Annotated in this window: 9 protein-coding genes; 3 read left to right on the top strand and 6 right to left on the bottom strand. The window is 34.2% G+C overall.

The genetic code is table 11. The annotated features are described in order from the left end of the window. Positions 1-7: 7 nt before the first annotated feature. Together IW18_RS08935 and IW18_RS08940 are read right to left on the bottom strand one after the other, a co-directional pair. Positions 8-3,442: a SusC/RagA family TonB-linked outer membrane protein gene (locus IW18_RS08935; protein ID WP_084607933.1), complete on the bottom strand. Its 3,435-nt coding sequence runs from the start codon at positions 3,440-3,442 to the stop codon at positions 8-10. Positions 3,443-3,982: 540 nt separating this feature from the next. Beyond that, the gene (locus tag IW18_RS08940) at positions 3,983-5,215 is read right to left on the bottom strand and encodes an ROK family transcriptional regulator (protein WP_041517242.1); all 1,233 of its coding nucleotides are present in this window, start codon (positions 5,213-5,215) and stop codon (positions 3,983-3,985) included. A 257-nt stretch (positions 5,216-5,472) separates the two neighbouring features. On the opposite strand from IW18_RS08940, the gene IW18_RS08945 reads away from it, so the two are divergent. From IW18_RS08945 to IW18_RS08955, 3 genes are read left to right on the top strand one after another with little or no spacing between them, the layout of a single operon-like run. Beyond that, positions 5,473-6,069 (top strand): TetR/AcrR family transcriptional regulator, encoded by a 597-nt coding sequence (locus IW18_RS08945; RefSeq protein WP_041517243.1) that lies wholly within the window; start codon positions 5,473-5,475, stop codon positions 6,067-6,069. Between the two features lie 6 nt (positions 6,070-6,075). Next, entirely contained in the window at positions 6,076-6,303 is a 228-nt protein-coding gene (locus tag IW18_RS08950) for a hypothetical protein (protein ID WP_041517244.1), read from the top strand. Positions 6,304-6,324: 21 nt separating this feature from the next. Continuing rightward, positions 6,325-7,581: an MFS transporter gene (locus IW18_RS08955; protein ID WP_089081929.1), complete on the top strand. Its 1,257-nt coding sequence runs from the start codon at positions 6,325-6,327 to the stop codon at positions 7,579-7,581. Between the two features lie 113 nt (positions 7,582-7,694). Here the strand turns inward: IW18_RS08955 and nagB are convergent, their stop codons facing one another. From nagB to IW18_RS08975, 4 genes are all read right to left on the bottom strand, one after another. Continuing rightward, complete coding sequence (gene nagB / locus IW18_RS08960) at positions 7,695-9,623, bottom strand: glucosamine-6-phosphate deaminase (RefSeq protein WP_041517245.1); 1,929 nt, start codon at positions 9,621-9,623, stop codon at positions 7,695-7,697. 47 nt (positions 9,624-9,670) lie between these two features. Then, positions 9,671-10,462: a gluconate 5-dehydrogenase gene (locus IW18_RS08965; RefSeq protein ID WP_041517246.1), complete on the bottom strand. Its 792-nt coding sequence runs from the start codon at positions 10,460-10,462 to the stop codon at positions 9,671-9,673. Between the two features lie 272 nt (positions 10,463-10,734). Continuing rightward, positions 10,735-11,862 carry a DUF4861 family protein gene (locus tag IW18_RS08970; RefSeq protein WP_240475544.1) on the bottom strand — a complete coding sequence of 376 codons (1,128 nt, stop codon included), beginning with the start codon at positions 11,860-11,862 and terminating at the stop codon, positions 10,735-10,737. A 257-nt stretch (positions 11,863-12,119) separates the two neighbouring features. After that, positions 12,120-16,163 carry a hybrid sensor histidine kinase/response regulator transcription factor gene (locus IW18_RS08975; RefSeq protein ID WP_041517247.1) on the bottom strand — a complete coding sequence of 1,348 codons (4,044 nt, stop codon included), beginning with the start codon at positions 16,161-16,163 and terminating at the stop codon, positions 12,120-12,122. Positions 16,164-16,369 lie beyond the last annotated feature (206 nt).

Raw genomic sequence — 16,369 nt, forward strand, 5'->3', positions numbered from 1 at the left:
TTAAAATTTACAAAGTGATATTTAAACCAAGGATAATATTTCTAGGAACTGGATATGTACCAGTAGATCCTGCTGCTGTTAATCCTAAACTAGATCCTCCGTCAATACCTTGTACTTCTGGGCTTAATCCTTTGTATTTAGTAAAGTAGTATAAGTTACTTCCGGTTACATACATACGAAGTGATGTTAACCTTGCTTTTTCAACCCATGTTTTTGGGAAGCTATAGCTGAAAGTAATTTCTCTTATACATAAATAATCTCCACTTTCGTAATAACGGCTATTACCTTGAAACATATTTGTGTTGTATGCTGCACCACTAGCTTCAGATCTAAACAAGTTGTTTTGATTGGTTTGATCTGCCCAACGGTAACGAGGTACATCTGTAATGTCTCCTTCTTTTTGCCAAGATTGTGCACTTTCGGCTAATAAACCGTAGTTACCTTGAAATTGACCTAAGAAACGAGCTCTTGCTTCGTTGTAAATTGTAGCTCCCAAAGAGTAATCTGTTCTAACTGTTACAGAGAATCCTTTGTATGCTGCATCAAAGTTAAAACCTCCTACAAACGTTGGAAACATGTTCCCCATATAAGTTCTGTCTCTACTATCGATAACACCATTATTATCAGTATCTGCAAAAACGGCATCTCCAGCGAATTTTTTACCTTCTGGATTTCCTCCGTTTGCTGCTGTTTTAGTTACATATGTATCATGAACTTTTAAGTTATAAGCATCGGCTTCAGCTTGTGTAGATAAAATGTACAATTGTTTGTGTGCGTAGAAATTTCCAATTTTTTGTCCTTCCTGCAAACCTCCAACATATTGGTAAGAACCACTTTTTTCGTCCCAAATTTGAGTTCCACCAATTCTGTTGTTTAAGTTTCCGTTAAACGGAAGTTTTTCAACTGTGTTTGTATTGTGAGAAACGTTTGCTCCAACATTAATTTTCCAATCGTTTTGATTGTAAAGATTTGCTTGTACCTCTAACTCAAAACCTTTACTTCTTAATCCTCCAAGATTTGTTAAAACTGTAGAGAAACCACTATTTGATGGTAAAGTCAAATTCGTTAATAAATCTGAAGTTAATTTGTTGTAGAAATCTCCAATAACTCTGATTTTATCTCCGTTGAAACCTAAATCGAAACCAGCATTTACAGTTTCAGATTGTTCCCATTTTAAACCTGGATTTGCAATTTGCGAATTTATAATTGCCGATTGTCCATTGTAACTGTTTGCAATTCCATTTGTTGAACCAGAATATAATCCTCCAGCCTGAAAATCGCCCAAAGTACCTAAGTTACCATTTACACCATAACTTCCACGAAGTTTAAGAGAAGAGAAGAATTTTGGCATTGCTTTTTCCCAGAATTTTTCTTCTTGTACATTCCATCCTGCCGAAATTCCAGGGAAGAAACCATATCTATTATCCGGTCCTAAGCTTGAAGATCCATCATAACGGAAAGATGCTGTTGCAAAATATCTGTTTTTATAATCATAATTTAAACGACCAAAAACACTATTTAAAACCAATTTTGTATCGTTACTGTAAACTGAAACCGGAATTGGAGAAGAGTCTAAGGTTTGAGCCAAATCTGATGGACTTCCTTTTCCTGAAGCATTAAAAGCTTTTATCGTTCTGTCGTATTTTGAAGCTCCTAACTTAGCATCAAAATCTCCAATATTATCCCATCCTTTTTTATAAGCAAAAACTCCTTCGTATTGAACTTGGTAAATTTGATTACTCAATCTTGTTGCTGTACGGGTATTGTCGACTAAACCACTACTACCACTTAAAAAAGCTTGTTGAAAAGTATTGTCATTTTCGTTTTCGCTATAAAGAGACATCGACGGAAGGAACGTGAAATCTTTGGCAAGTCTTAATTCGCCATCAACGCTCATTTGTAATTTATTGTTTTCGTTGATTCCTTTAATTTTACCCATTTGGTACAAAGGATTTCCGTTGATGTTATTTTGACCCGGAGCCAAAGTTCCATCTTCTAGGTATAATTTTGTAGTTGGTGAGTTTCCTAAATATCTGTTGAAAACTACACTGTTTGCAACCACTTGATTATTGCTGGATTTAGAGAATAATACGTGGCTGTTAACAGTAAAATTATCGGCTACTTTTAAAGAAGCGTTTAATTTACCCGTAAATCTTTGATAACCTGTAAAGATTGTAATACCATCACCTTTTAAATATCCTAAACTTAAATCGTAAACACCAGTATCATTACCACCGCTAATACCTAAGTTATGATTTTGTGTAATTGCATTTTGAAACAAAATATCATTCCAATCCGTGCTTTTGTACATAATTGTACTATTAGGATTTAAAGGATCTGCCATTTCCTGCCAGCCTTTTGCTTGTAATTGTCCAATTGTACTTGCTGATAAATTAGATTTTAATAAAGTAGCAAACGGAGTATTATTTTGAAGGTTATTACCTGTACCTGCAGGTGTTGCACCAGTTAACTGACCTAATCTTGCAATACCTGTTGTTGTAGAAAGTCCTGCAAGTTCGGCAGCATTATAAAGACCTTGACGTTGAAATTTGATATAATCTCCGCCATCCATGAAATCGTATTTTTTACCAATTCGGCTGTTTTGAGTCGAAACATTATAGGTAATTTTCATTTTTCCGGCTTTACCTGTATTTGTTGTAATAATAATTACACCATTTGAGGCACGAGCTCCGTAGATTGAAGTTGCAGCTGCATCTTTTAAAACCTGAAGTGAAGCAATATCAAAAGAGTTAACGTCATCAATTTGAGAACGAATTACACCATCTACAATATATAAAGGTGTAGCTCCAGAAGGATTGTCGATAGAAGTACCTCCACGAACTAAAATGTTTGAAGCTTTTCCTGGTTGACCAGATGATGTTTTAACCACCAAACCGGTAACGCTACCTTGTAATGATTGAGTTACGTTGGTATAAGGTACGTTTTCTAAAACTTTTTTGTCTAGTTTAGAAACTGCCGTACTTAATGTTCTTCTGTTTTGAGAACCGTATCCTACCACAATAACCTCATTCATTTGTTGTCCTATCTCTTTAAGAACAATATTAAGAGGAGCAGTACCAATCGCTACTTCTTGTTCTTGTAGACCAATATAAGAAACAACTAAAGTAGTAGCATTATCTGGTACATCTATAGTAAATCTTCCATCAAAATCTGTTTGAGCGCTAAAAGTAGTTCCTTTAGCAACGATATTTACACCCGGCAAAGCTTCGCCTTTTTCATTTGTAACTTTTCCAGTTACTTTCTTCTGAATCGGATCATTCTTTTTTACAACTTTATCTGTAAAAACAATACTTTTTTCTGTTTTTGCAGCGGCTAACTGCATGGTGAAAACTAAAAGTAACGTTGAGGTTAATTTAATAACTTTTACGTGGTTAGGAGTAGACCTACAATCTTTAGGTTTACTTTTAGGCAATAATTTCATACTTTTGTAATGGTTTGGTTAATAATAACTTTGTTAAAGGTCTATTATCTATATTCGAATCATTGTTCCTTAATGGAACCGGCCAGCAATGTTTCCAGCATTAGCTGGCTTTTTTATGATTTAAAAACAGATGTTGTATGCAATTGTATTTATTGTTATTGGCGTGTGATCTTTAATTTTTTTACTTACATATATAAAACTTGTATTCTTTCCTCTTTCCTCTTCTCAGTCTTAAATTCTAAGCATCTTTTTTTTACTTATTAATGACAGAGTTTATTATCGTGCTTTTTTTAAAAGTTTGTATTCAATAATTATTAAGCTATATTCTTGAATAAAATGTTTTTTGTGATTAACTACCTTTTTGTAAATCTATTTGTTGATTTGGCCATCATTTAACACCTAAATTTTATATTCTGAATAAATGTTGTGATAACCTTATGAATAAATTAATTTTTTATTACGAGGTAAAGATATAAAATATTTTAATATAACAATATTAGTTATTAAAATATTTTAATAATAAGTAAAGGATAAAAAAAATTAATTATTAATTAACGGGAATAACATCTTTTCTTTGATAACACAACATGCGCCAATAACGCCCGCACGACGGCCTAAAGTAGACTTTTTGAGTTTCATATCACGGTTAACTAAACCAAGTGAATATTTTTTTAATGCAGACTGGATTGGTAGTAATGCGTAGTCGCCAAGTTGTGCGAAATCTCCGCCAATTACCAGTAGATCAGGGTTGAAGATATTTAATAAAATAGATAAATAACGTCCCATTTTTTCGCTTTGTTGCGTTACCAAATCGACACAAAGTGTGTCTTCGAGGTTTACGGCACCCGCAATAATAGCATTGTGTTGTAGTGTAGAAGAACTTTCGTCAAGAACGACTTTAGACAGTTTTCCTTCGTTTATGGCATCTTTAAACTGGTTAATTAAGGACCAGCCGGAAATTTCGGTTTCTAAACAACCCAGTTTTCCGCATTGGCACATAATTTCATTATTAAAAATAGTACTATGTCCAAATTCTCCAGAATAGCCAGATTTTCCGTAATATAACTTACCATCAGTAATCATTCCAATAGCGACTCCCCAGCTATAGTTTACAAAAATTATGTTTTGCTCATCGTCTACAACTCCCTCACAATACTCACCAAATGCCATGGCGCGGGTATCGTTTTCTAAATGTACAGGAAGATCTAATTGCTCCGAAATGATTTCGTTTAAAGGCCTGTTTTCGCTAAAGAAGTAATTATAGCTAAAACCTTCCATCGAGTTAATACGACCGGAAAAGTTGATGCAAACCCCAACAATCATTTTTTTCTCTACAGAACTATCTTCAATAAAAGAGTTGATGAGTTCACAAAATTTTAATAATGATTTTTGAGAGTTTTCGAGTATAAAAGAAGTGCCTAAGTCGACACTAACCAATTCGTTTTTGATATTTTGTAATCCAATAGACATGCTGCTAATACCAACTTCAACACCCAAAAAATAAGCACAAGTTGGGTTAATACTATAAAGAGAAGGTCTTCTTCCGCCGCTGTTGGTAATTTTTCCCATATCAACAACATAGCCTTCAACTAATAATTCGTGAACAGCTTTGGTAACAGTAGGAACACTCGATTGTAATTCTGTACTTAATTCTGCAATTGTAGCATTACCGCCAGACAATAATCTTTTTGTAATAGATTGTCTTAGCATATGCCATTTTTGCCCTGAGAGGCTTTTGTCTTTACTAACGTCTAATAAGTCTTTTAAACTCATGGTTTTATAAATTACAAAAATTGTACATACAAACTTAACATAATTTTTAAATTAATGATAGCGTTTGAGTTTCAATATTAAAATTTTTTTCTATTCGTATTGATATTTTAAAATTTTATAAAAAGACTTGTCTAAAACTGATTCATTTGAGATTTTAATAATAGAATAAAATACTTGTTTTCTGAAACTTCTCAAAAAATAATAAATAAAAGAATGTTCATTCATTTATTGTTTTATCTTTGCAAAAAAATATTGAAATGAGAGTAAGAGATGTTGATAAAGAGAAACTGGTAATCGCGACTGCAATAGATCAAATTGTTGAAGAAGGTTTTCAGGGATTCAGTATGAATAAGCTGGCAAAAGCTTGTTCTATTTCTGTTGGAACTTTATACATTTATTATAAGGATAAGGATGATTTAATACAAAAAATAGGAGCAATCATTGCACTTAAATTTTTTACGGGTACTATTAAAAACTTTTCGCCCAAAATGACTTTTGAAGAGGGATTGTGGAAACAATGGGAAAACCGTGCAGATTTTACAATGAAATATCCTAAGGAAGTTGCTTTTTTTGAAATCGTCAAACATTCGCCTCATGGAGAAGCAATTTTAGACTCTATAAAAGAATTCTCTGATTTTAGACAAATCATGAAGGAATTTATTGAAAACGGTTTACGGAATAAAGAGATTGTTCCGTTAACATTTGAGGTTTTTTGGTCTATTGCTTATGGACCGCTATATACATTATTAAACCTGCATACTGAAGGTAAGAGTATGGGAGGGAAGCCATTTTCACTTACCAAAGAAATGATGCAAGAAGCTTTTAAGGCTACAATAAAAGCACTAAAACCATGAAAAATTATGGAAACCAATTTAGATACAATACATATTTTTAAAACCAACATTGGAGATCAGGATCCAAATTGTCCTGTTCGTCAAAAACTTAATGCCCACTCAGCTATTCAACAATGGAGTATCGACTGTGATGATGTCGATTGTGTACTTCGCGTTGTTTCAGAAACGCTTATGCCGGAAACTATTATCGATATGATTACAGAGTTTGGTCATGAATGTCAAGAGTTGGACTAAAACAATACACTTAAAAATTAGATGGAAAAAAATACCATAGAAAGCCCGTCTTTCACTTTAAATCAAAAAATGATTATCGCCATATTGGCACTTTTACAATTTACAGTTATTCTGGATTTTATTGTTATTTCGCCTTTGGGAGATATTTTAATGAAAAAGCTGGATATGACCACAGCAAATTTTGGATTCACGGTTTCGGCATATGCTTTTAGTGCAGGAATTTCAGGTTTACTTGCTGCGGGTTTTGCAGATAAATTTGACCGAAAAAAACTTTTACTCTTCTTTTACACAGGATTCATTATCGGAACTGTGTTTTGTGCACTTTCTACAAACTACACGATGTTGCTTTTTGCAAGAATCTTTACCGGACTTTTTGGTGGAGTAATTGGTTCTGTTTCTTTGGCAATCGTAACCGATTTGTTTGTTATTCATCAACGCGGGCGTGTCATGGGGGTTATTCAAATGGCTTATGGAGCGAGTCAGATTTTAGGAGTACCATTAGGACTTTATTGTGCTAATCATTGGGGATGGCATTCTTCATTTTTAATGATTGCCGTTTTGGGAGTACTTATTTTACTGGCGATCATTACACAAATGCCTGCCATTACCAAACATTTAGAATTGCAATCAGACAAAAGTCCGTTTTTGCATCTTTGGCATACGTTGAGTAATAAAAATTATCAAATTGGTTTCGCGGCAATTGCATTACTTTCGGTTGGAGGTTTTATGATGCAGCCTTTTGGAAGCGTCTTTTTAGTAAACAACATTCATATTAGCCAGGAAGATTTACCAATGGTATTTTTCTTAACCGGACTTTCGGTATTGTTTATCATGCCAATTGTTGGAAAATTAAGTGACAAAGTAAATAAATTCAAACTGTTTACCGCAGGATCTATACTTTCGGTAATTATGATAATTATTTACACAAATCTTGGGCCTATACCCTTATGGCAAGTTGTAGTATTGACTATGATTATGTTTATGGGAATCATGAGTCGTATGGTTCCTGCAACGACATTAAATACTGCAATTCCAGAAATGAAAGATCGTGGTGCTTATATGTCTATAACCTCTTCGATGCAACAAATTGCGGGCGGAATTGCAGCGGTTAGTGCAGGATTTATTGTGCATCAGGAAACGAAATCTTCTCCGCTTGAAAATTATGATATTCTTGGATATGTAATTTCGGTACTTACACTTTTTACCGTGTTTTTAATTTGGAGAGTAAGTCAGTTGGCAAAAAGGAGAGAAAATGCTGCAAAAGAAATCGAAATTTAGTATTTAAGTTTGAAGCATTAGAAGCATCATTATATAAAAGAGAAAAGGGAATAGTTTATTAAAAACTATTCCCTTTTTTTATTGCCTTTTTAATTTTTAGAAAACAAAAACTACTAAAATTTCCATCTCACAAAAGCTTCCATTGCGGCATAACGAGACAAACCTAATTGGTTGTACAATGCTGCAGTTTCTGCATTTCTATCTTCGGCTCTTTGCCAAAATTCTCTGGCATCAGTTCCCTGAAAAACAACACCGTCTTTTTGCGATTGATGTTTAAAAATTCCATGACGTTTTTCTAAAACCTGATCCGGGCTCATTGGTACCGCCATTTCGACTTCGTCAATTCCCCATTCCTGCCAAGCTCCGCGATATAGCCAAACCCAGCAATCATCCATGAAAGGTTTTGGTTTTAATGTTTTTACAGCTTCAAAAATGGCGTCCAGACAAACTTTATGAGTTCCGTGTGGATCTGCTAAATCTCCTGCCGCATAAATTTGATGTGGTTGTATTTTTTTTATCAATTCGATCGTAAGCTGAATATCGTCTACACCCAAAGGTTTTTTCTCAATTGTTCCGGTTTCATAAAATGGTAATTCCATAAAATGAATTTGCTCGTCTGGCAAACCTACAAAGTGACTTGTCGCACGGGCTTCTCCTTTTCTAATTAATCCTTTAATGTAACGCACTTCAGGAATATCAATTTCACTGTTCTTTTTATTCTCTAAAAAGGTTTGTGCTTTTTTATAAATATCATCTGCTTCGGCGCTTTTGATTCCAAATTTCTCGTTATAATCAATTACGAATCTTGCAAAACGCAATGCTTCATCATCGGCAACAGCAATATTTCCGGATGTTTGATAAGCTACATGCACTTCGTGACCTTGTTGTTGCAAACGCATAAAAGTTCCGCCCATACTAATAATATCATCATCAGGATGCGGACTAAAAATCAATACACGTTTTTTAGTTGGTTCTGCTCTTTCCGGACGATTGTTATCATCTGCATTTGGTTTTCCGCCCGGCCAGCCCGTGATTGTATTTTGTAGTTTGTTGAATATTTTAATGTTTATGTCGTATGCAAGACCAGAATCAGCCAGTAAATCGCTCATTCCGTTTTCGATATAATCTGCATCAGTAAGCATCAAAATTGGTTTTTTAAGATCTAATGCCAATCCCAAAACTGCTTTTCTAATTAATTGATCGGCCCAGACAATTTTCTCGACCAACCAAGGTCTGTTAATTCTGGTTAGTTTTGAAGAAGCTTCTTTATCTAAAACAAAAACCACATTGTTGTGTTCCTGTAAAAATGAAGCCGGAATTTGATTGGTTACTTCTCCTTCAACAGATTTTTTTATAATATCTGATTTTCCTTCACCCCAAGCCATTAAAATAACTTGTTTGGCTTCCATTATTTTTTTTACTCCAAGCGTAATAGCGGTTCTTGGCGTATTACTTAAACCAGAAAAATCGCCACTTGCAGCAACTCTCGTAATATGATCCAGGGCTACTAATCTTGTTTTTGAATTTTGTAATGAACCGGATTCGTTAAACCCAATATGACCATTTCCGCCAATTCCAAGAATTTGCAAATCGATTCCGCCAAGAGCTTCAATTTTAGCTTCGTAATGATGGCAATAATCAGCAATTTCTTCTTTAGACAAAGTTCCGTCCGGAATATGATAATTCTCGGGTAAAATATCAACCTGATCTAATAATAGTTCTTTCATAAATCGAACATAACTATTGATAGAATCCGGTTCCATCGGATAATATTCGTCCAGATTAAAAGTAATTACATTTTTAAAACTCAATCCCTCTTCTTTATGCAAACGAACCAATTCTGCGTATAATCCTTTTGGAGAAGAACCAGTTGCTAAACCTAAAATACAAGATTCGTTTTTTTCTTGTTTAGATTGGATAAGTGCTGCTATTTGTTGCGCAACAGCTCGAGATGCTTCAGCCGAATTTTCGAAAACAACGGTGTTGATGTTTTCAAATCTTTTTTCGAATCCTGTTGCTTTATCCAGGGTACTTTTTATCATTTTAAATTAATTTTTATAAATAAAACACTCAACGAGTCAAGGTATAATTACTCGTTAGACGGTTTTCCAATTGTAGCCAAAATTCCGCCATCAACATAAACAACATGTCCGTTTACAAAATCACTGGCTTTTGAACTTAAAAATATTGCAGCACCTTGCAAATCTTCAGGATTTCCCCAACGTCCGGCTGGAGTTCTGCCCATAATAAATTCGTTAAAAGGATGTCCGTTTACACGAATTGGAGCCGTTTGACTTGTTGCAAAATATCCAGGGCCAATTCCGTTAGTTTGAATATTAAATTTAGCCCATTCTGTAGCCATATTTTTAGTCAGCATTTTTAGTCCACCTTTTGCAGATGCATAAGCACTTACAGAATCTCTGCCCAATTCGCTCATCATAGAGCACATGTTTATTATTTTTCCGCCTCCACGCTCAATCATTCCTTTTGCTACGTTTTTTGAAACGATAAATGGGCCTGTTAAATCTACTTTTATTACAGCTTCAAAATCTGCAACTTCCATTTCTATAATTGGAGTTCTTTTAATGATTCCGGCGTTATTGATTAAAATATCGATAGGTCCAACTTCAGCTTCTATTTTGTTAATTGCCGCAATTACTGCTGTTTCATCTGTAACATCAAATAAAAAACCGTAAGCTTCAATTCCTTCTGATTTGTATTCTGCAATAGCATTGTCTACTGCTTCTTGCGATGAATGATCGTTTACTACGATTTTTGCTCCTGCATGTCCAAGTCCTTTGGCCATTGCCATACCTAGTCCGTGAACTCCTCCTGTAATAAGCGCTGTTTTCCCTGTTAAATCAAATAAGTTAATTGACATTTTTTTGTTTGTTTTTGGTTATTAGTAATCTTTATTTATTTTTCTTTGAAGACGTTTTTTTTTAACACATAGAAACATAGGATCTTTAAGCTTTTGGAAAGAAGATTAAAAAGAAACTCGTTTCTAACACATAGCTAGTGTATGAGTAGATTCGGCTTGTGGGACTTCGACTTCGCTCAGTCTGACAATGTTGTCTAAATAACTTTGGCAGATATTTTTAAAATCGATGTTTCTAGGTGTTTAAAATATTTGGCTTAGTATTTTTTTTGAAACTATTTTACAATCACTATCAAAGGATTTTGAAGTTGCTGATAAAAGTGATTTAAATAATGGAACCATTGTTTTGAGTTTGTAATTTTTCCGGCTTTGTCCCAAGCTGCTCCAGAATAATACACAATTGGTTCGTTATTATTAACGGTCGTTTTAGCTAGAATTTGAGTTTTATTTACCGACATTGTACTTACAGGAGTTGTTAAAATGGATCCAACGCCAGTTGTACCTTCTTTTTCAGTTGGTTCCCAATAACCCATAACGCCTTGTTGTTCGTTTAATGATATAACGCCAGGTTTTTCGCGTCTAATAATTCCAACCACAACAGGCAATGGTTTGTTATTATCGAAAGTATAATTGTTTTCGATGCGATTGAGCTGGGATCCTGCATCTATTGAAATGGTTTTTGTTGCTTTAACTTTTATTCCGCCAGCGTTCCAAGTATCAAAAGTCAATTGAAAAGTCGAGCGCAAAGGACCATTGTCTAGCATTTTCCATTGATGATAATTGGCAGAATATCGGATGGTATCGTTTACAAACGGAGCCATATTTCCTGCGCCCAATGTATAACCTACATGATAGTAGTCTAATCCGTCGCCGTGATCAATATGATATTCATTGCGTTTATAACGGTCGTTTAAGATCATTTTATCTATTCGTTTTACCCAAACATCATAACCGTAAGCATCGCCCTCGGTTTTTTCTAATGCTTTGCCGTAGGCACGAAAAGCAATTTTGTCGTTTTCCCACGCAAAATCGTCAAGACGTTCCGGTACGTAACGCGCATAAGTTTTAGCGGTAAATGGCGCAGGTTTTCCTTTTTGAATTAAAAGTGTAAGTGTCGATTTTGCTTTAAGATCTACCTGAACTAATAAGTTTTGAATTGCAGTAGTTCCTTTGTGTTCTAATTGATAGGCAATTTGTTTTTTGGTATTGCCATTAATCACTACAAAATTGCTCGTATCAATTTGCGGATAAGCATTTGATATAGTTGCCCATTTAATGGTTACTACAGTTTCTTTTCGGTCTAAAGCCGAATTGTTTTTAATGGTTACTGTTGCTTTTGTTTGTGCAACGGTAATTATGGGCAAAATAAAAGCGAGTAAAAAGAGGATTTTAATTATTTTCATTGGAGTTATTTTAATTAGTAAGCACTATTATAGTCGATGTTTTAGGATTTAAATTTTATCAAATAATTGGTTCGGTTAAGGCATAGTTTGGGCTTCTCACTCCAAAATGATCGCTTCATTTGGGCAGGATTATAATTTTCAAAATTGAAATTTGTAATTGATTTATTAGCTCTTAATAAACTTCGTTTCAGTTGTTTTAATTAAGAGGAACTAAGATGTTTTTTCATATCATAATAGTGGTGTTGTTTCAATTTCTATTATTCTTTTGGATCTTCTAGTTTTGCTAAATATTCGCTTGGCATACAGCCGTAATGTTGTTTAAAAGCGGTTGAAAAATAAGACGGCGAGTTAAAGCCACACATATAGGTGATTTGTGCAATCGTGTAGCGTTTACTTTGCATGAGTTCTACGGCCTTTTTAAAACGGATTCGCTTAATAAAATCCATTGCCGATTCGCCTGTAATTGCTTTTAGTTTTAAATAAAGATTAGACCTGCTCATTCCAATTTCTTTACTAAATTGATCGACAGAGAATTCTGAATCTGCCAAATGATCTTCGACAATTCTGATGGCTTGTTTTAAAAATTCTTCGTCAAGTGTATTAAAAGCAATGTTTTCCGGAACCATTTCTTTTCCAACAGAATAATACTCTTTTAAGCGTTTACGCGAGCGTAATAAATTGGTGATTTTTGCTGCCAGTAATGGTGTCGAAAATGGTTTTGTGATATAATCATCGGCACCCATTTCTAGTCCTTTTATTTGCTGACTTGTTTCGTTTCTTGCTGTTAAAAGCATTAGCGGAATATGCGAGGTATTGATGTTTTGTTTTACTTTTTTACAAAAGTGTAAACCATCCAATTCCGGCATCATAACATCGCTAATAATGATATCAAATGGCTGAATCTCTAATAATTCCAGCGCCATTTGCCCATCATAAGCTACTGTAACTTCATAAATTTTACTAAAATAGCCTTGCAAATAATCTAAAATCTCTTTGTTATCGTCTACAATAAGCAGTTTTATGGGTTGATTTCTTTCGACGATTTCATTTTCTTCGGGCAATAAAGAATCATCTGTTTCGAGTTCATTATCAGATATAATAGATAAATCATAAGCAGATTCTTCAACATGCTGATCGTTTTTGTAAACCTGATCCAAAACCGGAATGGTAACGGTAAAAGTACTTCCTTCCTGCATGGTACTTTCGGCAATAATTTCGCCATGATGCAACTCGACCAAACGTTTGGTAAAAGCTAATCCAACACCGGAACCCAAATTCATCTCGCGGTTATTTACCTGATAAAAACGATCAAAAACTTTAGATAAATCTTCCGCGCTAATTCCAACTCCCGTGTCGGCAACTTTTATTTGTACAGTATCGTTTTTCTTGACCAATTCTACACGAATAGTTTGACCGGCTTTGGTATATTTAAAAGCATTTGATAAAAGATTAAATAAGATTTTCTCCATTGCATCTTTATCAAAATAAAATAACAATTGCGATTCTTCTGAATGATAGGTATAATGAATGCTGTTTTTTTCTGAAAGCGGTTTAAACGATTCGAAAATTTCCTGAGTAAAACTTACAATATCGGCTTTGCCCACTTTTAGTTGACGCGTTCCCATTTCGGTTTTTCTAAACTCAAACAACTGATCGACTAAATTGTAAAGTCTTTTAGCATTAATAAACATTAATTCGTGTTTCTTTTTGGTCGCTTTATCTGCAAAAGGCATTTTTAATAACTCTTCTAAAGGAGCCAAAATCAAAGTTAAAGGGGTTCTTAATTCGTGCGAAACATTGGTAAAAAAGTCCATTTTTACCTGATTAATGTAACTCACACGTTCTTTATCAATACGTTCTACTTTTAATTGCTGAACAGCTTTTATTCTTTCTTTTATAATTTTAAAACCAATGTACGCCGCTGTACCAATAATAGTAAGCAATAATAACGAAAACCAAATTGTTTTATACCAAGGCGCAAGAATTATAATTTTTAGACTTCTTACTGCGCTCATTTCGCCATTTGGACCAATGGCTTTGATTTGAAAATTATATTTTCCAGCAGGTAAATTGCTGTAACTCACTTTTAGTTCGTCAGTTCTTTGCCAATCTTTATCGATGCCGTCTAATTTGTAATAGTAGTACGTTCTGTTGGATGAAATGTAATTGAACGTATTAAAAAAGATGCTGAATTGTTTGTATTCAGGGCCAATTTCCAATTCGTTCGTCTGGTCAATATGTTCTTCCAAAATACCCGTTTCATCGTCTACAGCAACCGTTTTGTTTAAAACTTCTAAGGCAGTAAAACTTAATTTTAAAGGCAAAGGACGTTGTTTTACCATTGATGGATAAAAGTATGAGACACCTTTAATTCCGCCAAAAAGCAACATTCCGTCTTTAGCTTTGCAAAAAGCATAATCATTAAATTGTTTGTTTTGAAGACCATCGCTTTCGTCAAAAGCCTGAACAGAATCTTTATCCGGATTGAATTTTATTAATCCGCTGTTAGTTGAAATCCAAAGGTTTCCATCGTCATCCGGAATTATTCCGTAAATCGTTTCTTTAACAAAATTCTTTCTCGCATTAAAGCTTATAAAAGTTTCCTGACTTTCATCATACAATCGCAAACCTTCTCTGGTACCAATCCAGATTCTGTGTTTTTGATCTTCAGTAATACAATTTACAATATCATCGCTAAGTTTTCCGTGTCCGATGTTTCCAAACAAAAGCGTTTCGGGATAAAATAATGTTACACCGTTGGTGGTTCCAATCCAGATTCTATGTTTACTATCTTCAAAAAGAAAAGTAATATCGTCTGATGCCGGGCGTTTTCCGGCCTTGTCTAAATGAATGTGTGTAAAGGTTTTTGTTTCAGGATGAAATTGATCTAATCCAGATCTTGTTCCAACCCAAATACGCCCTTTGGAGTCTTTTAATAAGCTGTAAACCAAATCGCCTGCAATGGTGTTTGGATTGTTTTCGTCGTGGCGAAAGCGCTGTACAAATCCCGTATTTGGATTCAGTAAATTCAATCCGCCGTTGTGTGTACCAATTAAAACATTTCCGCTATTATCAAATTCGATGGCTTTGATATTGTTGGAACTCAAACTATTTGGATTGTTCTCGCTATTTGAAAAATAGGTAATTGTATTGGCATTTTTATTCCAGCAATTGATTCCTTTGTCGTTGCTTCCAATCCAAAAGTTACCTTTTGTGTCTTGTTTTATTACGCCAATTACTTCATCGTTTAATGATGGTTTTCCTGAATTTTGACTTAGTAAATTGAATTTAATATCATTTTTATGATAATAGTTTAAGCCGCCATAATAGGTTCCTAGCCAAATTCCGTTTTGTTTGTCTTTAAAAAAGCAGCGAACAGAATTTTGACTAATCGTGTAAGGTTGAGATATTTGATGGTAATAGTTTGTAAAAGAATCATTTTTTGGATTAAAAATAGAAAGCCCTTTAAATGTTCCAAGCCAAATATTTCCTTCGGTATCTTTTCCTACGCATCTAATGTTATTATCGGCAATACTATTGGCGCTTGAACTGTGAAGTAGCGGATTTGCTTGTCCCGTTGTGGCATTGTATCTAATTACTCCGTTGCCTTCGGTCGCTACCCAAAGGTTTTTTCCGTCAACATAAACGTCATTGATATAAGGCTTTTTTGCGCCTAGATTAATTTTTATTAGTTGATGTGAATTGGCTTTTAGTTTAAAAAGTCCAACATCTGTACCTAGAATAATTTGTTTTTGCCAAACGCCTATGTAGGCTATTTTTTTAATTTCGTGAGAGGAAGCATTAAATTTAATGGTTGTAAAATTTTCGGCTTCAGGTGCAAGAACAAAGACTTCGCCTGTAATCGAGGTTGCCCAAATTTTATGTGTGCTATCTTCCGTTATAGACGAAATGTACCATTCGCCAATACTACGTGGAAGTTTATAATTGGTAAAACTGTCTGTGTTATAATTGTAAACGCTAATTCCTTGATTTCCGCCAACCCATAATTGCCCTTTATGATCTGTAAATAAGCTACGGATGTAATACGATTGCAGGCTGTTTTTTACATTCTTGATGGGTCTGTAAACTTTAAAACCTTTACTGTCATAACGATTTAAACCGTCTTGAGTTCCAATCCACATAAAACCTAATGTATCTTGCTGAATGGCAAAAACGGAACTTTGTGACAAGCCTTTATCTACCGAAATATTACGAAAATATCGGTCTTGCACCTGCGCATGACTTTGTGCGGCAAAAAGTACAATGTAGAAAAGCGCAAAAAGTGCTATCGTTTTCTTCATGAATGTGGTATTATAATTATTTTGTTTATGCTTTTTCTTTATTGAAAATATTTATTGTGATGTTTTTTTAACACATAGAATCATAGTTGTTTGGGTACTAAAAAAGGCGTTTCACTTGTTTTAAATGCACATAGTTGACTATGTTAAAGAAATGTATTTCTTTTTTTGTATTCTTTTATGTTCTAAAATCTATGTTTCTATGTGTT

Source organism: Flavobacterium hibernum (assembly GCF_000832125.1).
Classification (GTDB): domain Bacteria; phylum Bacteroidota; class Bacteroidia; order Flavobacteriales; family Flavobacteriaceae; genus Flavobacterium; species Flavobacterium hibernum.

Excerpts from the sequence above, each read along its gene's own strand:
- IW18_RS08975 (WP_041517247.1), bottom strand. The coding sequence starts at position 16,163 with ATGAAGAAAACGATAGCACTTTTTGCGCTTTTCTACATTGTACTTTTT.
- IW18_RS08970 (WP_240475544.1), bottom strand. The coding sequence starts at position 11,862 with ATGAAAATAATTAAAATCCTCTTTTTACTCGCTTTTATTTTGCCCATA.
- IW18_RS08950 (WP_041517244.1), top strand. The coding sequence starts at position 6,076 with ATGGAAACCAATTTAGATACAATACATATTTTTAAAACCAACATTGGA.
- IW18_RS08945 (WP_041517243.1), top strand. The coding sequence starts at position 5,473 with ATGAGAGTAAGAGATGTTGATAAAGAGAAACTGGTAATCGCGACTGCA.
- IW18_RS08965 (WP_041517246.1), bottom strand. The coding sequence starts at position 10,462 with ATGTCAATTAACTTATTTGATTTAACAGGGAAAACAGCGCTTATTACA.
- IW18_RS08940 (WP_041517242.1), bottom strand. The coding sequence starts at position 5,215 with ATGAGTTTAAAAGACTTATTAGACGTTAGTAAAGACAAAAGCCTCTCA.
- nagB (WP_041517245.1), bottom strand. The coding sequence starts at position 9,623 with ATGATAAAAAGTACCCTGGATAAAGCAACAGGATTCGAAAAAAGATTT.
- IW18_RS08955 (WP_089081929.1), top strand. The coding sequence starts at position 6,325 with ATGGAAAAAAATACCATAGAAAGCCCGTCTTTCACTTTAAATCAAAAA.
- IW18_RS08935 (WP_084607933.1), bottom strand. The coding sequence starts at position 3,442 with ATGAAATTATTGCCTAAAAGTAAACCTAAAGATTGTAGGTCTACTCCT.